Origin of the sequence: Streptomyces sp. NBC_00539 (assembly GCF_036346105.1) — a bacterium.
Lineage (GTDB): Bacteria > Actinomycetota > Actinomycetes > Streptomycetales > Streptomycetaceae > Streptomyces.
The window spans coordinates 3,683,339-3,700,819 of record NZ_CP107811.1; the positions used below are offsets into that span (position 1 = coordinate 3,683,339).

19 protein-coding genes and 1 pseudogene are annotated in these 17,481 nt (G+C 72.6%); 7 read left to right on the plus strand and 13 right to left on the minus strand.

Going from position 1 to position 17,481, the window contains the following annotated elements:
* Positions 1-44 precede the first annotated feature (44 nt).
* The 6 genes from OG861_RS16455 to OG861_RS16480 form a co-directional block, all read right to left on the minus strand.
* Positions 45-197, minus strand: coding sequence for a hypothetical protein (locus OG861_RS16455; protein ID WP_329196504.1), 153 nt, complete (start codon positions 195-197; stop codon positions 45-47).
* A 102-nt stretch (positions 198-299) separates the two neighbouring features.
* Positions 300-638 carry a hypothetical protein gene (locus tag OG861_RS16460; protein WP_329196502.1) on the minus strand — a complete coding sequence of 113 codons (339 nt, stop codon included), beginning with the start codon at positions 636-638 and terminating at the stop codon, positions 300-302.
* A 110-nt stretch (positions 639-748) separates the two neighbouring features.
* Entirely contained in the window at positions 749-1,393 is a 645-nt protein-coding gene (locus OG861_RS16465; RefSeq protein ID WP_329196500.1) for a hypothetical protein, read from the minus strand.
* Between the two features lie 281 nt (positions 1,394-1,674).
* Positions 1,675-1,920 carry a hypothetical protein gene (locus OG861_RS16470; RefSeq protein ID WP_329196498.1) on the minus strand — a complete coding sequence of 82 codons (246 nt, stop codon included), beginning with the start codon at positions 1,918-1,920 and terminating at the stop codon, positions 1,675-1,677.
* 21 nt (positions 1,921-1,941) lie between these two features.
* The gene (locus OG861_RS16475; protein WP_329196497.1) at positions 1,942-2,700 is read right to left on the minus strand and encodes a CbtA family protein; all 759 of its coding nucleotides are present in this window, start codon (positions 2,698-2,700) and stop codon (positions 1,942-1,944) included.
* An 18-nt stretch (positions 2,701-2,718) separates the two neighbouring features.
* A complete protein-coding gene (locus OG861_RS16480; protein WP_190185673.1) occupies positions 2,719-2,934 on the minus strand; it encodes a CbtB domain-containing protein in 216 nt (71 codons plus the stop codon).
* Positions 2,935-3,177: 243 nt separating this feature from the next.
* Between OG861_RS16480 and OG861_RS16485 the strand changes: the two genes are divergently transcribed.
* Positions 3,178-3,687: a histidine phosphatase family protein gene (locus OG861_RS16485; RefSeq protein ID WP_329196494.1), complete on the plus strand. Its 510-nt coding sequence runs from the start codon at positions 3,178-3,180 to the stop codon at positions 3,685-3,687.
* Positions 3,688-3,703: 16 nt separating this feature from the next.
* On the opposite strand, the gene pucL is transcribed toward OG861_RS16485, so the two are convergent.
* Positions 3,704-4,621 (minus strand): factor-independent urate hydroxylase, encoded by a 918-nt coding sequence (gene pucL / locus OG861_RS16490; RefSeq protein ID WP_329196493.1) that lies wholly within the window; start codon positions 4,619-4,621, stop codon positions 3,704-3,706.
* A gap of 305 nt (positions 4,622-4,926) precedes the next feature.
* Positions 4,927-6,276: an aspartate aminotransferase family protein gene (locus tag OG861_RS16495; protein ID WP_329196491.1), complete on the minus strand. Its 1,350-nt coding sequence runs from the start codon at positions 6,274-6,276 to the stop codon at positions 4,927-4,929.
* A gap of 509 nt (positions 6,277-6,785) precedes the next feature.
* On the opposite strand from OG861_RS16495, the gene OG861_RS16500 reads away from it, so the two are divergent.
* Positions 6,786-7,157, plus strand: a complete 372-nt coding sequence (locus tag OG861_RS16500; protein ID WP_329202308.1) for an ATP-binding protein — start codon at positions 6,786-6,788, stop codon at positions 7,155-7,157.
* Here the strand turns inward: OG861_RS16500 and OG861_RS16505 are convergent.
* A pseudogene (locus OG861_RS16505) lies at positions 7,147-8,022 on the minus strand (SigB/SigF/SigG family RNA polymerase sigma factor); the annotation flags it as partial. The gene OG861_RS16500 and the pseudogene OG861_RS16505 sit on opposite strands and share 11 nt — an antisense overlap.
* 243 nt (positions 8,023-8,265) lie before the next feature.
* Here OG861_RS16505 and OG861_RS16510 point away from each other — a divergent pair.
* From OG861_RS16510 to OG861_RS16520, 3 genes are all read left to right on the plus strand, one after another.
* Positions 8,266-9,786, plus strand: a complete 1,521-nt coding sequence (locus tag OG861_RS16510) for an alpha/beta hydrolase (protein ID WP_329196489.1) — start codon at positions 8,266-8,268, stop codon at positions 9,784-9,786.
* A 59-nt stretch (positions 9,787-9,845) separates the two neighbouring features.
* A complete protein-coding gene (locus tag OG861_RS16515; protein ID WP_329196488.1) occupies positions 9,846-10,673 on the plus strand; it encodes a PP2C family protein-serine/threonine phosphatase in 828 nt (275 codons plus the stop codon).
* Positions 10,674-10,803: 130 nt separating this feature from the next.
* Positions 10,804-11,778, plus strand: coding sequence for an MASE1 domain-containing protein (locus tag OG861_RS16520; RefSeq protein WP_329196486.1), 975 nt, complete (start codon positions 10,804-10,806; stop codon positions 11,776-11,778).
* Positions 11,779-11,835: 57 nt separating this feature from the next.
* Here the strand turns inward: OG861_RS16520 and OG861_RS16525 are convergent, their stop codons facing one another.
* The 3 genes from OG861_RS16525 to OG861_RS16535 all read right to left on the minus strand — a co-directional run bounded on the left by OG861_RS16525 (position 11,836) and on the right by OG861_RS16535 (position 15,025).
* Positions 11,836-12,372, minus strand: a complete 537-nt coding sequence (locus OG861_RS16525) for a hypothetical protein (RefSeq protein ID WP_329196485.1) — start codon at positions 12,370-12,372, stop codon at positions 11,836-11,838.
* A 66-nt stretch (positions 12,373-12,438) separates the two neighbouring features.
* Entirely contained in the window at positions 12,439-13,974 is a 1,536-nt protein-coding gene (locus OG861_RS16530; protein ID WP_329196483.1) for an alkaline phosphatase, read from the minus strand.
* A 136-nt stretch (positions 13,975-14,110) separates the two neighbouring features.
* Positions 14,111-15,025, minus strand: a complete 915-nt coding sequence (locus OG861_RS16535) for an alpha/beta fold hydrolase (RefSeq protein ID WP_329196481.1) — start codon at positions 15,023-15,025, stop codon at positions 14,111-14,113.
* Positions 15,026-15,223: 198 nt separating this feature from the next.
* Here OG861_RS16535 and OG861_RS16540 point away from each other — a divergent pair, with 198 nt between their 5' ends.
* The gene (locus OG861_RS16540; RefSeq protein ID WP_329196479.1) at positions 15,224-15,847 is read left to right on the plus strand and encodes a TetR/AcrR family transcriptional regulator; all 624 of its coding nucleotides are present in this window, start codon (positions 15,224-15,226) and stop codon (positions 15,845-15,847) included.
* A gap of 79 nt (positions 15,848-15,926) precedes the next feature.
* Here OG861_RS16540 and OG861_RS16545 read toward each other — a convergent pair whose 3' ends face one another.
* The gene (locus tag OG861_RS16545) at positions 15,927-16,937 is read right to left on the minus strand and encodes a LuxR C-terminal-related transcriptional regulator (RefSeq protein ID WP_329196477.1); all 1,011 of its coding nucleotides are present in this window, start codon (positions 16,935-16,937) and stop codon (positions 15,927-15,929) included.
* A 238-nt stretch (positions 16,938-17,175) separates the two neighbouring features.
* Between OG861_RS16545 and OG861_RS16550 the strand changes: the two genes are divergently transcribed.
* On the plus strand, positions 17,176-17,478 hold the full coding sequence (locus OG861_RS16550; RefSeq protein ID WP_329196475.1) for a hypothetical protein: 303 nt from the start codon (positions 17,176-17,178) through the stop codon (positions 17,476-17,478).
* The last annotated feature ends 3 nt before the right edge of the window (positions 17,479-17,481 follow it).

Below are 17,481 nucleotides of genomic sequence, written 5' to 3' on the forward strand. Positions count from 1 at the left end.
ACCGGGCGGCGCCGGCCCCGTGAGGGGCCGGCGCCGCCGTCGGTTCACTCCGTCGGCGCCGCCTCGGCCGGGCGGCCGGGCGGGTTGCCCGAGCAGTCGGTGTCCTCGCTTTCGGGGCGGCGGGCCGGCGGCGGAGTGGAGCGGGCGACTTCGGCGCGGAGCATGGCGTTGAGAGCCGCGAACGGGTCGATGGGCATGGCGGAACCTCGCGGTGTCGCAGGGGTGTGGTCAAGGCGCGCTGGAGGAGGCGGATCGGCCCCCGCGTGGACGACCCCGCGGGGCGAAACGCCCGGGCCCGCTCAGCAGCGCAGGACCACACTCCGTACCGCCGACTGCGACGCGCCCGCCGCAGCTGCCCCGTCCGGGGCCGTGCGGGGCGGCTGAGCGGCACGTTTCACGTGAAACACCACCACGGGCCGCCGCACCTGCGGCGTCTCGCGCGTGAAGGTCCGCAGGGCCGGGCGGGCCTCCACGTCCGGGGCCGGATCCGACGAGCCGTCGGAGGGCTCCGCCGGGGCGCTGGTGGCAGGACGGGACTCCGCGGCCGTGGCCGCCGAGGGACCGGCGCCGCACACGCACAGCAGCACGACGCAGGCCAGCATCAGGGCCCTCGCCAGCCTCGCCCGCGCACCGTTCATGCCCAGCTGTGTGCCCCGACGCGCCGGGGCCCGTGCCGCCGTGGGGCGAGAAACGCCCGATGGAGGGACGAAGACACCCCCGTCGGCTGACACGCGGCTGCCCGAGCGGTTCAGCGGGTGTGGTGGCGTCCCGTCAGCCGGGCCACGACGACGGCGTCCGCGCCGACGAGTTTGAGTCCCGCCCGCTCCGGATGTCCCGCCCGCTCCGCCCGCCCCCCGCGCTGCGGCACCCCACCGCCGGCCTCCACCGGTACGACCCGGTCCACGGTGAACACGGCCGTTCGGTGGTCCGCGCGGGCGATCTCGATGACGCGCCCGCGTCGCAGACCGGCCAGCCGCAGCTCCTTGCCGGTGACGACGGCGGTACCGGCCGACCCCGGGGCCGGGCTGTCGGGGTCCCAGCGGACCCTGCCCTCCGGGTTCCGGGAGGAGACGTGGAGATCCACCTCCAGACTCGGGATCCGCAGGTGCACCGGCCGCGCCGCCCGCATCGGCGGGACGGTGGCCGAAGAGCCCCGGGCCGGCCGTGAGCCGCTGCCGGGAGCGTGCGGCCCGGCTTGACCGGCGTACTCGCCGCCGGGCTCCAGCTCCCGCACCAGACGCCGGTGACCGGTCAGCCCCAACGCCCGCGAGGGCAGTGCGTCGCTCGCGGCGACGGGTTCGGGCTCGGCGCCCTGGGTGCTGTGCAACATCGCTACGCCGGTGCCGAGCAGAGTGACCGTCAGCGCACCGACGGCCCACTGGGCGCGGGCCATGGCATTCCCTCCTGGTCCGGCTCGGGCGGCCGGATCCTTTCAGCAGTGGACCGCTCCGGGCCCCCGCGCACATCGGGAGGCGCTGGACACCGCCGACATGTCACCGGTGTGTCGTAACACCCCGGGCGCGTCTTCGCAGATGGAGGGGGGTGCGGCCGCCGTTTTCCGGCCAATGCCACCGGTGCACCCGTACGGGTGAGGAGGACGGGCGGGAAACGTCACCGCCAGGGAGCGGGCACCGCCGGAACGTGGTCACCGCCGGAACGTGGTCACCGCCGGGGTCAGACCACCACCAGCGCCGCCGCAGCAGCGCCCATCAGCGCGGCGGCGACGTGGATCGCCGGGTGCCCGTAGTCACCGAACCACAGCTGCCGGGCCAGACCGCCGAGGCCGGCCAGGGCCACGATGACGCCGATCTGGGCCAGCAGGGTGATGGCGGTGAAGGGGGCCAGGAGCAGCAGGACGGAAGCCAGCCAGAACGGGGCGGCGCCCGTCCAGCCACGCCACCTCCAGATCGCCGTCTGCATGTGCCACCGGCCCCTTCACCGTCAACTGGTCGGCTGCACAGCCTCCTTGGGCGCAGTGGCGGGCACAAGTGCGCGTTCGGCTAGATATCCGAAGGACAGGCCGAAAGTCGCCCACAGCGCCGCCTGGATGGTGAGGGACGCGATCCGGAACTGCCAGATCAGCGCAGCCGGGAAGTCGGCCGGTACCTCGTTGATGCCGGGCAGGAAGACGTACGCGAGGGCGACCGCCACGACGAACGCGAGCCCGGCGACGACCGAGGCGTTCCAGTTGCCCATGCGCGGAGCGAGCCGCCGCCCGAGGATCAGCGCACCCGACGCGAGGAGCACGCTCAAGGCGATCATGAGGACGAAGAGGGTGGTGCGGTGGACCACCGTCTCCGGGTCGCCGACGGCCGGGGGGTTGGAGGGGTACTTGAAGAACGGCACCAGGTTGACGGTGACGAACAGGCCCCCGGCCACGAGCGCCGCGGTGGCCCGAGGGCCGAAGCGGCCGATGCGGCCCAGGGCGTAGCAGAAGACGAGAGCGGCGATCCCGCCGAGCGCGACGCCGTAGAGCAGGGTGCCGGTGCCCAGGCCGGCCGTGGCCTGCAGGGCCCGGCTGACCGGGGCGGCGGCCTCGTCACCGTGGTCGTGACCGGCCGAGGCCGCCTCTTCGAGGGCGATCGCCGCATCCACCTTGGACTCGCCCAGCACATAGGCGACGAGGAACGCGGCCAGCCCTGCCAGCAGGCCCGACAGCATGCCCCGGACGAGCAACACGCGGGGCGATACGGAGTTCATGTTGATCGGTACTCCGGATCAGTGGCAAGGGAAGCCGAGGAGGTGACGGCCGTCGTGCATCCACTCGTGGACGGTGTTGCCTTCGAAGAGCGCGGTCGCGCCCTGCTCGGCGCCGACGAGGTAGAGCAGGAAGAGGGTGACGATGCCCGCGAAGACGGCCCAAGGGGCCAGCGCGGAAAGGGAAATCGGGGCGACGGCGGCGGGAGCCGTCGTGGGCACGGCGGAGTGGGCCATGGCAGAACCTCCAAGGGAACACGCGTCCCGGTCAGTGGTGCTCTTTTGGCGAAGGTGGCGGGTCTGACTTCCCTCCCCGTATCCGTGCGGGAGGTTTCACAGTGGCGCGACCGTGCCGGATTCTCACCGGTACTTCCGTCATACCTTCGTCATGTCGTCCGTGACCGTACCGCGCGCCCGGCCCGATTACCACGGCGTGTGGGCGCCGTCTCACGCCCGGGGCGCGCGCCCTACCCTCTTCCCATGCCCGCTGTACGCCTGCGTCTGGTGACGCCACCGCTCGACCGGGCCGCCCGCCAGGGGCGGTTCGGCCACGGGGAACCCTGCCCGGGCCACGAGGGCCTGCGCGGCCCCGACATGGGCCGGTGGGCCGGCCGGACCCTGGACGAGGTCGCCGCCGAAGACCCGGATGCGCTCCGGCAGTGGCTCACGGATCCGTCGTACGCGCCCCCGGGCGGCGGGGAGTCGGTGGCCGCGCTGATCGCACGAACGGGCGCCCACCTCGCCGGCCTCGCCCCCGGCACGTACCGCGCGCGGGTGGAACAGGCCGTCGTCCGGGCGGCGGTGGTGTACGCCCTGGACCTGCCGACGGCAGCCTTCTGGCGGCTCGACGTACGGCCGGAGACCGTCACCGCGCTCACGGGACGCTCCGGGCGCTGGAACCTGCTCGTGGGGCAGCCGGACGGCCCGGAGGGCGCGGACCCGGGAGACGCGAGCGGCCCGGACCCCGCGACGCGGTCCGGGCCGAACTGAGCGGTGCGCGACGGGCTTACGCGACGATCCAGTCGCTGGTCGCGATGACCGGCTGCACCCCGTCACGGTGGATGGTGCCCTCGATCAGGCCGTACATCCGGTCCGCCGCGAAGTAGACCTCGTTGTCGTTCTTGAGGCCGAACGGCTCCAGGTCGACGAGGAAGTGGTGCTTGTTGGGCAGGTTCAGCCGGACCTCGTTGACCCGCGGGCAGTTGTCCAGGACCCGCTCCGCCATCTGGTTCAGGGTCTGCTGGAGCGAGTAGGAGTACGTCTCCGCGAAAGCGTCCAGCATGTGCTTGCGGACCTTCTTGTACGACCGGTCCCAGTCGTACGCGGGGTCGTCGGCGGCGAGCGCCGAGTGCGCCCAGCGCGCGGTGACCTTGGTCGCCAGGATGCGGTCGTACGCCTCCTGGAGGGTCGTGTACTCGTCCTTGATGTAGCCGTGGAACTCGGAGTTCGTCGAGTTCATCACCGTCAGGTCCTTGAGGCCCGAGATGACCTGGAGCCCCGTCGTCTCGCTGTAGGTGATCTGAGCGGTGCGCACTTCCTGACCCTTGCGGACGAAGGAGTGCTGCTCCTTGCGCGTCGGCACCGGGATGCGGTCCCAGACGTACTCCTCGATGCGGATCTGCGCCTCGCGGATCGGCTGCTGGGAGGAGACGAAGTGCTTGGCGAGGAGGATGCCGAAGGCCTCGGGGGAGTCGATGCCGTGTTCCTTGCCGAAGGCGTAGACGGTGTTCTTCGTGGTGTCCGTCGGCAGGCAGTTGGCGTTGTCGCCGGTCAGGTGGACGTCGCGGAACTCACCGCGGAGCGCGACCGAGACGTTGAGGTCGCGGATCTCGTGCCAGGAACCGTCACTGCCCTTGCGGGTGACCTTGACGATGCGGTTCTCGGCCTTGCCGTACTGGTTCTGGGCCAGGACGTGCTTGCTCATGCTGTCTTCCTTCGGGTCTCGGGAACACGGAGTCCGGTGGTCTGGATCCCGTACGCCCGGCGTCCAGCGTCCGCCCGAAAGAAGGCGTGCCGCTCCCCGCCGTTCGGCCGCGTGGGGCCGCCCCGGGACTGACGTGCATCCCGGTCCGTAGGTGCTGGTGGTGGTGCTGCCGCGGTGCTCGGTGGCGCTTCGCACCGCTCCACGGATTGCAACACGCGTACGGTGCCGTATCCACCGCACGGATCATCCGAATACCCGCACCCACGCCTTGGGCGACCCCACAGCAACGGGGCTGTTCGCGCAGGTCAGACCATGTGCGCGTCCGCGACCGACAACGCCTCGTCGAGGATCGCCAAGCCCTTCGTCACGTCCTGCTCCGAGACGTTGCACGGCGGCGCGACGTGGATGCGGTTGCCGGCGACCAGCGGCCAGAGCCCGCCCTTCTTGCAGGCGGCCGCGAACGCGGCCATCGGCGCGTTGTCGGCGCCGGAGGCGTTGTAGGGGACGAGCGGCTCGCCCGTCTCCGCGTCCCGTACGAGTTCCAGCGCCCAGAAGGTGCCCAGGCCCCGGACCTCGCCGACCGAGGGGTGCTGCTCGGCGAGCGCGCGCAGGCCCGGACCCAGCAGCTCGGCGCCGGTACGGGCGGACTGCTCGACGATGCCCTCCTCCTCCATCGTGTTGATCGTGGCGACCGCCGCGGCGCACGCCAGCACGTGACCGGAGTACGTCAGCCCGCCCGGGTAGGGCCGGCGGGCGAAGGTCTCCGCGATGGCGGCGGAGATGGCGACACCGCCGAGCGGGACGTAGCCGCTGGTCACGCCCTTGGCGAAGCAGAGGAGGTCGGGGGTGACGTCCCAGTGCTCGCAGGCGAACCACTTCCCGGTGCGGCCGAAGCCGACCATGACCTCGTCCAGGATGAAGACGATGCCGTAGCGGTCGCAGAGCTCGCGCACCCCGGCCAGGTAGCCGGGCGGCGGCACGAGCACGCCGGGCGCCCCTCCGACCGTCTCCAGGATGATCGCGGCGATCGACTGCGGGCCTTCGAAGACGATGGTGTCCTCCAGGTGGCGCAGCGCGCGGGCGCTCTCCTCGGCGTCGGTGGTCGCGTGGAAGGGCGAGCGGTAGCGGAACGGGCCCCAGAAGTGGACGACACCGGCGGTCGCCGAGTCGTTGCCGAAGCGGCGGGCGTCACCGGTCAGGTTGATCGCGGTGGACGTGGCGCCGTGGTAGGAGCGGTACGCGGCCAGCACCTTCGGGCGTCCGGTGTGCACGCGGGCCATCCGGACGGCGTTCTCGACGGCCTCGGCGCCCGCATTGGTGAAGAAGATCTTGTCGAGGTCGCCGGGGGTCCGCTCGGCGATGAGGCGGGCCGCCTCGGAGCGGACGTCCACGGCGAAGCCGGGGGCGACGGTACAGAGCTTCGCGGCCTGCTCGGCGATGGCGGCGGCGACCTTGGGGTGCTGGTAGCCGATGTTCGTGTAGACGAGCGCGCTGGAGAAGTCGAGGAAGCGGTTGCCCTCGTAGTCCCAGAAGGTGGAGCCCTCGGCCCCCGCGACGGCGAGCGGATCGATGAGTTCCTGGGCCGACCAGGAGTGGAAGACGTGCTTCCGGTCGGCGTCTTTCACGGCGGCGAGGGCGTCGGCTGCTGCGTTCATAATCCGAGGGTAGTTGTCCAATATGTGGACATACTCGCCGACGGACCTGACGGATCGGGTGGGCACGGCTTCGGCGCCGTCCGGGAGCACCGCTAGCGTCGGCCGCCCGTCTCCGGGGCGGCAGGGCGGGGCGGCCGGGAGGTTTCCGCACGGGGGTGGGAAACGTTCCGGCCGGCCGTCTCGCCGCCCACCGTTTGTTTCGCATGGCGGAAAACTTCTTCCGTTGCACGGAAGAAACTGAAGAGATTCTGTGACGTTCCCGTGGTGGTTGAGAAGGGGTGCATAAAGGAATATCGGGATTGGTTGCCCCGGGCGGGGGTAGGTGCGGCGCGCAGGAGTGCGCGCGGAGACGGGCGTGCGGACACGTACGCGCGGAGACGGGAGGCCCTGTGGCCGAGCAGACTCGGAGGCTGGTCCTGGGCGGCGCGACGACCGGCGTCGTCACCCGTTGCCGCGACTTCACCCGGCAGGCGCTCACGGACTGGCAGTGGCGCCGGGACCCCGAGGCGATGGAGGACGTGCTCCTGCTGGTCTCGGAGGTCGTCACCAATGCCTGTCTGCATGCCGGAGGCCCCCGCGAACTGGTCCTGCGTCACGGCCCGGGCGGCCTGCGCGTGGAGGTCAGCGACGACAGCCCCGATCCCCCCCGCCGCCGGCCGGCGGGCGACCGCAGCCGCCCCGGCGGGCACGGCCTCATCGTGCTGGCACGGCTCGCGAGGAGCTGGGGCGCCGAGCCGTCCGGCGGCGCGTTTCCCGGGAAGACGGTGTGGCTGGAAGTGCCGCCGCCCGCTGTGCCCGCCCAGCCGAGTCCCCCGGCTCCCGACGGGACCCGGGGTCCCCAGCCGTCCCAGGACCGTCCTGCGGGTCCTCAGCGTCCGTGAGGAACTCCTGACGGAGCCGGGTCAAGGTCCGGTTCAGCAGCCGCGAGACGTGCATCTGCGACAACCCGAGCAGCCCGCCGATCTCGGACTGTGTGAGTTCCTGCCCGAAGCGCAGCTCCAGCAGGGTCCGCTCGCGGGGGGAGAGCCCGGCCAGCATCGGCTTGAGGGACTCCAGGCACTCGATGAGGTCGTACGCGGCCTCCTCCTCGCCCAGCGCCGTCGGCGCGGCGTAGGGGTCGCGCTCGCTCTCCTCCTGCGCCGGCGCGTCCAGGGAGCGCGCGGAGTAGGCGCGCGCCGCCTTGCGACCCTCGACCAGCTCTTCCGGCGTGACGTGCAGCTGCGCGGCGAGTTCGATGTCGGTGGGCTCTCGGCCGAGGTCCTGTTCCAGCGCGTCGTGTGCCTTGGCCGTGTCGATGCGCAGCTCCTGGAGCCGCCGGGGGACCTTGACGGCCCAGCTCGTGTCGCGGAAGAACCGCTTGATCTCGCCCGTGATGGTGGGCATGGCGAAGGAGGTGAACTCGACCCCGCGGTCCGGGTCGAACCGGTTGATGGCCTTGATCAGGCCGATCGTGCCGACCTGGACGATGTCCTCCATCGGCTCGCTGCGGCCCCGGAATCGCCGGGCCGCGTACCGCACCAGGCTGATGTTCAGCTCGACGAGGGTGTTGCGGACGTACGAGTACTCGGCGGTGCCCTCCTCCAGCCCGGCCAGCCTGCGGAACAGGGCCACCGAAAGGGCCCTGGCCTCGTGGGTCGCGACGTCTGTGAGCTCTGTACGGTCCATAACTCTGCGCTCCTGCGACGGAGGGGTCCCGGGTAGGGGCCGTCGTTGCGCTGTCCCGGGTGATATACCCGTCCCAACCATTACATACCCGACGTTTCCTTCCGGTCTTCCGGGGCGGCTCCCGGGTTGCGGCGACAGGGATCCGTGCCGGGTCGCACCGCCCGCCCTGGCCCGGCCGCCCCCGGCCCGGTCCACGGCGACGGCAGTCTCCCGCCCCGGCCCCGGCCGCGCGGGGGGCCCGGAAGAGGCCGGTGGGGCTGGCCCCCGTACGGCCGTCCCGGCAGCCGGATGGGGCGGCGCCCGGCTCTCGACAAGCATGGGGCCATGCCCAGTCACCGCCGCCGCAAGGCCGCCGCCCTCTCCGCCCTCGCGCTGTGCGCCGTCGCAGTCACCACCAGCCCGGCCGACGCCACCACCACCCCCGGGACGACCGCACGGCGGGCCGCCGCCGTGCCCGCCCTGGACTGGCAGGACTGCACCCACAAGGGCGCCCTGCCCGGACAGCAGTGCGCGACGCTCGCCGTCCCCCTCGACTACGCCGACCCCGGCGGCCGCCGGCTCCGCGTCGCCGTGACCCGGCTGCGCAGCGATCACCCGCAGGCCCGGCGCGGGACGCTGCTGGTGATCCCCGGCGGCCCCGGCGGCTCCGGCATCCAGAAACTGACGTCGACGGGCCCCGCCCTGGCCCGGGAGCTGGCCGGCGCGTACGACCTCGTCTCCCTCGACCCGCGCGGCGTCGGCGGCAGCAGTACCGCCGCCTGCGGCCTGGCCGAGGAGGACCGGCACCTGGTCACCCTGCGCTCCTGGCCCGGCCCGGACGGAGACGTCGCGCAGAACGTGGCGCGCTCCCGCAGGGTCGCCGAGGCCTGCGCCGCACACGGGGGGCCGGAGCTGCGCAGCTTCACCACCGCCAACGAGGTGCGCGACATCGACCGCCTGCGCCAGGCCCTCGGCGAGCGGAAGCTGTCGGCCTGGGGCACCTCGTACGGGACCTACGTGGGTGCCGTGTACGCCCAGCGGTTCCCGCAGCACACCGACCGCCTGGTACTGGACAGCAGCGGCGACCCCGACCCGGCCCGCGTCGCGCGCGGCTGGCTCGCGAACATGTCGGCCGGCGCCGACGACCGCTTCCCCGACTTCGCGGCCTGGGCGGCCGACCAGGCGCGGGACGCCGAGGGCCTGCGGCTCGCCGCGCACCCCGAGGACGTACGCCCCCTCTTCCTGGAGATGGCGGCGAAGCTCGACAGCGAGCCCAGGCAGTCCAACGTCCCGGATGTGCCGCTGACCGGCAACCGGCTGCGCCAGGCGCTCCAGACCACCCTCTACGGCAACGACTTCGCGCCCCTCGCCCGGCTCCTGCTGGCCACCCGGGACCCGGCCGCCCGACCCGTGCTGCCGCCCGCGGTCTCGGGGCCGCTCCCGGACACGGACGCGGCGGCGGTCCTCGGGGCCATCTGCAACGACGTGTCCTGGCCCCGGGACGTGGCCGCGTACGGGCGCGCCGTCGCCGCCGACCGGACGGCGCACCCGCTCACGGCCGGGATGCCGGCGAACATCACCCCCTGCTCCTTCTGGAAGGACCGCCCGGCGCAGCAGCCCACCCGGATCACCCCGGACGGGCCGTCGAACGTCCTGATGGTCCAGAACCTGCGGGACCCCGCCACCCCGTACGCCGGCGCCCTCAAGATGCGCGAGGCGTTCGGCGGCCGGGCCCGGCTGGTCAGCGTCGACGCGGGCGGCCACGGCTCCTACCTGGGCAACGGCAACGCCTGCGGTGACCGGGCGGTGACCCGGTTCCTCACCACCGGGCAGCGGCCGCCGCAGGACACGTACTGCGGGAGCTGAGCTGCGCCCCTACCCTGGGTGCAGTGCAGGGGGGACCGGTCGTCCAGAGGGAGCGGTCCATGACCCGGCGTCGTTCCCCACGGCCGGTGAGCTCCGGCGACCTCCTGGCCACGCTCGGACGGCTCACCGCGCAGGCGCGGCTGGGGGCCGAGTTCCAGCAGGCCCGCGTGGAGCTGGCCGAGGCCCTGCAACGCGAGATGCTCCCGGCGTCGCTGCCCGATGTGCCGGGGCTGCGCACGGCGGCCTGCTACTCGCCGGCCCGGGGCGGGCTGGAGGTCGGCGGCGACTGGTACGACGGCTTCGAGCTCGGGGACGGGTCGCTCGCGTTCTCCATCGGCGACGTACAGGGCCACGACGTGGAGGCGGCGGCCTTCATGGGCCAGATCCGGATAGCCCTGCGCGCGGTGGCCGCCGCCGCGACCGATCCCGGCGACGTCCTGGCCCGGGCCAACGACCTGTTGCTGTCGGTCGGCCGGGACCTCTTCGCGACCTGCAGTTTCCTCCGCTTCGACCCCCGGACCTGGCGGATCGAGGGCGCCCGCGCCGGGCACATCCCGGCGGTGTGGGCCACGGTGGACGGCTCGTACGGGTTCGCGGAGGACGAGGGCGGGCTCCCACTGGGCGTGCTGGCCGGGGGAGAGTACCCGGTGACGGCCCGGCCCCTCGCGCGGGCGGGCGCGTACGTGCTGCTCACGGACGGGGTGGTGGAGGGGCCGTCGTTCCCGATCGGGACGGGCCTGGGGCAGGTGGCCCGGGTGGTGCGGGACGGGGCGGCGGCCGATCCGGAGGAGCTGGCGGCCGAGGTGCTGCGGGTGGCCGACTCCACCGGCCACGCGGACGACGCGGCGGTCCTGGTCCTGCGGCACGACGCGCCACCCGGCCCGTAGGACCGTCGTCCCGTCGGCGCGACCCGCCACCCGGCGCACGAGACCGTCGGCCCGCGGCGGGACCCGCCACCCGGCGCACCGCGCGTGTCAGGGACCCCCGGGGGGCCCGAGCCGTTGTCTCATACGTGGGATGAGCACCGAGCGAGGGCAGCGGCGGCAAGGTCTGACCCCCACCCCGTCCCTTCTGCGTCAGGCGCTGTGGATCCTCGCGGTGGCCGCCGTCTACTACGGGACCGGCCTGCTGGGGCTGCTCCAGCGCGTGGTCGTCGAGGGAGCGCAGGTCACGCCGTTGTGGCTGCCCACCGGGATCGCCGTCACCGCCCTGCTGTGGCGGGGGCCGCGGATCTGGCCCGGCCTCGCGCTCGGCACGTACCTGGTCATCCGGACGATCGCCCCGGTCGCACCGAGCGGGATCATCATCATTGCCGGCAACACCCTGGCCCCGCTGTTGGCCTACGCGATGCTCCGCCGGGCCGGATTCCGCCCCGAGCTGGACCGGCTGCGCGACGGCCTGGCGCTGGTGTTCCTGGGCGGCCTGCTGCCGATGCTGCTCAGCGCGACCGTCGGGGCCCTCGTGCTGGCCCTCACCGGGAGCCTGCCGTGGGACGGGTTCTGGCCGGTGTGGGCGGCCTGGTGGGCCGGGGACGCGATGGGCGTGCTCGTGGGGATTCCGCTGCTGCTGGCCCTGCCCCGGATGCGGCTCCCGAGCGACCTGTACCGCACGGCGGAGGCGCTGGCGCTGCTGGTCGTGACCGTGCTGGTCACCCTGCTGGTGACGCGCAGCACGCTCTCGCTGCTCTTCCTCGTCTTCCCGCTGCTGATCTGGGCCGCCGTCAGGTTCCAGCTGGTGGGGGCGGCGCCGTGCGCACTGCTGATCTCGGTGGCGACGGTGTCGGCGGCCACCGACCGGGCGGGGCCGTTCGCGGACCACGGCATCCTCGAGGTGATGGCCAACCTGATGGCCCTCAACGGCTCCGTGGCGCTGACCGCGCTGCTGCTGTCGGCGCTGGTCACCGAGCAGAACAACGTCCGCGTGCAGATCCAGCAGGCCTGCGAGGACCTGGCCGAGCTGGTGAACCGGCTCTCCCCGCGCGCCCGGGGCTGAGCGTCTCGGGCTGAGCGTCCGGGGCAAGCGTCCGGGGCTGAGTGCGCGGCCGGGCGGCTACTCGCTGACCAGCACCGGAACGGTCAGTACGGCCCCGGCCGGGGTGCCGGTGAGCTTGCCCGGGGACACGGTGAAGTCGATCCCGTCGCCCGCCGCGCGGGGGCCGTCGTGGCGCTCGGTGCCGTGCGCGTCCTCGCCCTCCTCCTGGTACTGGAACGCCCCGGTGCCCACGAGGTGGCCGGAGGAGTCGTAGTAGGCCACCGACAGTTCCAGGGCCAGGGTGTCGCTGACGTCCGCCGTGATGGTCGCGTGCCCGGTGACGGTCTGCCGGTCCGTGAGGGTGAGCCGCTCCAGCCGCAGCCGGTCGGTGAACGGCCCCTGTTCCACGCGCACTTCGCCCTGGCGGACGGGCTGCGCGAGGACGGCGGCCGGTGCGGGCGCGCTGCGCGGTGCGGGCAGGACGACCGGCGGGGCGGCGGCCGGTTCCCCGGCGGCATCGGCGTGCCCCGCGCCGCCCGAGCAGCCGGTGACGAAGGCGAGTACGGCCACGGCCGGTGCCAGTACGGCCGCGGTGCGGCGCAGGGGGTGTCTCATCGAACGCTCCTGAAAAGGGGGCGGGGCCGGGGGGAGTGCGCCCCCCGGCCCCGACCGCACGAGGGGTCAGTGGTGCTGGGGCGAGCGTCCGAACAGCGAGCGGTACATCTTCGTGTAGAGCTCGGTGTTGTTCTGGCTCGCGGCGAACGCGCTGCCGTTCGGGCCGTAGGCGAAGATCGGCACGTCGGCGCCGGTGTGGTTGCCGGAGAGGTAGGTCAGCCACAGGCTGGCCTCGGGGCTGCCGTCCTTCACGCCCGGCGCGTCGTCCGGGGTGCGGAAGGTGGCCGGCGCGAAGTTCTTCACGTCACCCGAGCCCGCGCCGTTGACGATGCCGGTCGAGCGGGTGGTGTCCTTGGCGCCCGAAGCGGCGCGCGAAGGGGTGCTGTTGTTGGCCGGGTTGCCCGCGTCGGTGTTGGCCGGGGGCGCGACCGCTTCGGCGTTGGTGTAGGTGCCGTGCTCGATGATGTTGAAGCCGGCGCACTCGTGGTCGGCCGTGACGACCACCAGCGTGTGACCGTCCTTCTTCGCGAAGTCGTAGGCCGCCTTCACCGCGTCGTCGAACGCCTTGACCTCGCCGAGCGTCTGCGCGGCGTCGTTGGCGTGCGAGCGCTTGTCGATCTGGGCGCCCTCGATCTGGAGGAAGAAGCCCTTGCCCTTGCCGCGCTCCTGCTGCTTGCGGTCGGAGAGCAGCGCGATCGACTTGCGGGCCATGTCGGCCAGCGTCGGCTCCTGCTTCTGCGGGGCGTCGGCGGGCAGACCGGCCTTGGCCTGCTCGACGGTCAGGTTGCCGCGGTTGAACAGGCCGATGACCTTCTTGCCCTTGGCCTGGTCGAGGTCGGCCTTGGTGGCGACCTTCTGGCTGGCGGCGGTCTGGGCGGGCAGCGCGCCGTCGCCGAAGCTGCCGAGCACCTGGTAGCCCTGGGCCTGGAGGGCCTTCTGGTCGTCCGGCTCGAAGCGGGCGAGACCGCCGCCGAAGATGACGTCGGCGGTGCCGTTGCGGGCGATCTGCTCGGCGATCGGCGTGATCAGCGTCTTGTCGGCGGGGGCGGCCTCGTACGTACCGTCCTCCTTCTTGGGGAGGCAGGCGGCGTCGGAGTAGACCGGGCCCTGGCAGCCGCGCAGCAGCGCGTGGCTGAACTCCGCCGCCGGGGTGGCGTCGGTGATCTCGGCGGTGGAGACGTTGCCCGTGGCGAAGCCGGCCGCCTTGGCCTGCTCCATCAGCGTGGCGACCTTCTTCTCGTACGAGTCCACGCCGATCGCGGCGTTGTACGTCTTGACGCCCGAGGACCAGGCGGTGGCGGAGCTGGCCGAGTCGGTGACGAGGGAGGGCTTGGCGGTGCCCTTCTCGACGGCGTAGGTGGCGACGGCTCCCGTGAAGGGGAGGGTCTCCATGGTGAGCTTCCCGCCGGCGCCGTAGAACCGGTCGCGGGCGGCCGTGACGTGCGTACGGCCCATTCCGTCACCGAGGAGGTAGATGACGTTCCGGATTTCCTTGTCGTGGTCGCTGTTCTGCGGCGCGGAGTTGGCGGCGCCCGCCGTCCCGGCGGCCACTGCACCCGCAAGGGCCAGAACGGTCAACGTCTTCACAGGTCTGCGGCGCATCTGCTGGGGGATCCCCTCGAAAGGACTACTCGGTCCCTCCGAAGCTATGAGCGCCACATGAACGGCCCCTGTTCAACGCGTAACCACCACTCGAACGCAGCACAGCGCACCCCCACCCGGCGGCAAGGTGCGCGTCCTACGCGTCGACCTCCGCCATGAATTCCAGCATCCGGGCGTTGACCACCTGGGGATGGTCGATCTGCGGTCCGTGACCCGTCGCGGCGATGATCTCGGCGCGGGCCCCGGGGATCAGACGCGGTACGCGCTCCAGCTGCCGCCGCGGGTGCACGAGCAGGCTCCGCTTGCCCATGACCAGGAAGAACGGTGTCCGGATCGAGCCCAGTTCGGCGTCGGACAGCGGCAGCGGGGCCGGGCGGCGTATGCGGAAGGCGCGCGCGCCGGCGTGGATCCACTTACGCAGCTCGGGATCGACGATGACGGGCTGTTCCAGCCAGGCGGCGAGCCGCGGACGCAGTGCTTTGGGCGCGAAGCTGGCGAAGAGGCTCACGAAGACCCAGGCGAAGAAGCGCAGGCCGACCTTCTCCAGGCCGCCCGGGTCGAGGGCGGTGACCGAGGCGAGCCGTCCGGGCCGCAGGTGCGCCTGGTTGATGACGAGCCAGCCGCCGTAGGAGGAGCCGACGAGGTGGACCCGGTCGAGGCCGAGGGCGTCGAGGGCCTCGTCCATCCACTGGGCGGCGCGCTCGGGTTGCCACATGGGTTCGCGCTGGACGCTGCGCCCGGCATCGCCGGGGGTGTCGAGCGCGTAGACGGGCCGTTCGGCGCTGAGCGCGGGCGTGTTGGGGTACCACATCGCCGAGCAGTAGCCCGCGCCGTGGATCAGGACGATCGGAGTGCGGGACTCGCCGGCCGGGTCCGTGGGGCCGTACCGGTAGACGTGCGTGGTGCCGAAGCTCGTCTCGACGTCCGTCTCGGAGCGGGCGGGAGCTCCCTTCGCGTAGACGGTTTCGCAGGCGGCGAAGTACCGGTCGCGCAGCTCGTCGTTGACGTAGCGGCCGACGTCGCGGCGCACGCGGGTCGTGTTCTGGGGCACGGGGCACCTCCGAGGAAGATCCGTTCTTCGTGGTACGACCGTATCATGATGTTGGTACGGCGGTATCATGAAAATGGCCCGACAGCGGCGGCCCCGACAGCGGCGGACCCGGCACATGACGGGCCCGGTACATGAGGGGACCGAAACGACGGGCCTCGAAGCGACGGCCCCGGAAACGACGGACAGAGAGCCGAACACATGCCCAAACGCGTGGACCACGAGGAACGGCGCACCCAGATCGCCGAGGCGCTCATCCAGGTCGCGGGGCGGCGCGGGCTGCACGCCGTCGGCATGCGCGACGTGGCCGCCGAAGCCGGCGTGTCACTCCGGCTCGTGCAGTACTACTTCGAGACCAAGGAGAAGCTGCTCTTCTACGGGCTGCAGCACCTGACCGACCGCTTCACCGCCCGCGTGGGCGCCCGCCTGCGGGCCGCCGGTCCCGACCCGGGGCCGCGCGCGACCATCGAGGCGCTGCTCCTGGCCTCCTTGCCGACCGACGAGGAGAGCCGGACCTTCCACCTCCTCTACAGCTCCTACTCGATCCTGTCGGTGACCGACGAGGCGCTGGCCGCCCAGCCCTTCATCGACGGTCCCGACGCCGCGGAGAACGCCCTGACCGGCCTGCTGGAGCGGGCCCGGGCCGAGGGCCTGGCCGATCCGGCCACCGACGCCCGCACGGAGGCGGTCAGCCTGCTGGCGATGACGGCGACGATGGGCACCAGCATCCTGGTGGGCCAGCGCACCCCGCAGTCCGCCCTCGCGGTCCTCGACCACCACCTGGACCGCATCTTCCGGCCCGCCCCCCGGCCGTCGGCCCCGTGAACGGCCCGGCGGGTCGCCGTGGTCACCGGCGCCGCCGGCCCCGCCCTCGTCGACGCCGGGGTCGGTACACCCGGGCCGTCTAGATCCAGCCGTGGTCGCGGGCCAGCAGCGCGGCCTGGAAGCGGTTCGTCGCCCCCAGGCGCTGCATCAGGTCCGCCACGTACTTGCGGTAGGTGCGGACGGAGACGCCGACCTCGCGGGCCCCGCTCTCGTCCTTCTCCGCCTGGTACATCGTGGTCAGCACCTTGCGTTCGATGTCGGTGAGCGCGGCGCCCGTACCCTGGCGGGCCGCGACCGCCTCGCGCAGGTCGACCGAGTCCGACCACATCCGCTCGAACAGCGAGACCAGGTTGGCCACCAGTCCCGGTTGCCGGATCACCAGGGCCCCCAGGCGTGGGTTCTGCGGGTCGATCGGGGTCAGCGCGGCGGCCCGGTCGAAGACGAGCATCCGCTCCAGCGGCTTGTCCGAGATCCGGATCTCGGCCCCCATCGCCGAGATCTCCTGGAGGTAGGCGAGGGTCGGGCCGTCCTCCACCGCCTCCGTGCGCATGATCGTGCGCATCTGTATGCCGCGCCGCAGGATGCGGGCGTCCAGCGGCCGGGACGCCTCGATGCTGGCCGCGCTGAGCGCGCCGTGCGGCTGGGTGGTCAGCCCCTCCTGCCGGGTGAAGAACGTCAACTCGTCGATCACCGCCCGGACGTTGGGGGTCCCCTCCACCCGTTCGATGGCCGGCCGCTCCGACATCTGCTCGGCCACCGGACGCACCGCGTGGCGCTCCGCGAGCAGCGACTCGACTACCCGCTGCTCGGCGGCCACCCGCTGCAGCTCCTCGCGCAGTTCGCGCAGCCTCAGATCGATCAGCCGCTGCACGGCGATCGCGGGCGGAGCGGGCCGGATGCAACCGTTATCGGCCAACGCCGTCAGTTCCACCGACTCCAGCCGTGCCAGCCACTCCTCCACATCGGGCAGCGGCCGGCCGAGCTGGTCGGACAGGTCGGCGGGCGTGGCCTCGGACAGGCGGAGCAGGCATCTGTACAGGTCCTCGTCCTCGGCCGTCATCCCCAGGTGCGTGAGGCTTCCTGCTCGCATGGTTCCCCTTACATGGTGGTGCCCCGTGTGGTCAGCACGGTGTTGTGATCATACGAATCCAGACACCTGCTGACGAACAACGCCGCGCGCCGGTGTGAGGCGCCCGGAGCGGTGGCCGTGCAACTTGCTGCACGACAGGACGCAGGAAGCTGCGCCCGTTTTGCCTCGAACGGGAACCGTCCGGTCGGCAGTCTTCTCCTTGTCGGAACAACGGCGATCCACACAGGGGGAAAAGCACATGGGGAACACCTTCACCCGGCGGGCACGAATCGTTTCTGCCGCCGCGGGGTTCACGGTCGCGGCCGGTCTCACCTTCGGCGGCCCGTTCATCCACCCGCCCGTCCAGGACACGCCGGCGGCCTCCGCCTCGGCGGCGGACCGGGCGCGCTGCGTGCTCTCCCTCGTGGACTTCGTGGAAGGCGACTGCACCGACGTGTTCAAGCCGGCCGGGCGGCCGGACGCGGTCCCGGGCCCCGGCGGCCACGGCAAGCAGGACAAGGAGCCGGTCGTCGACCGGCGCGAGACCTTCGACTGGATCTGAGCG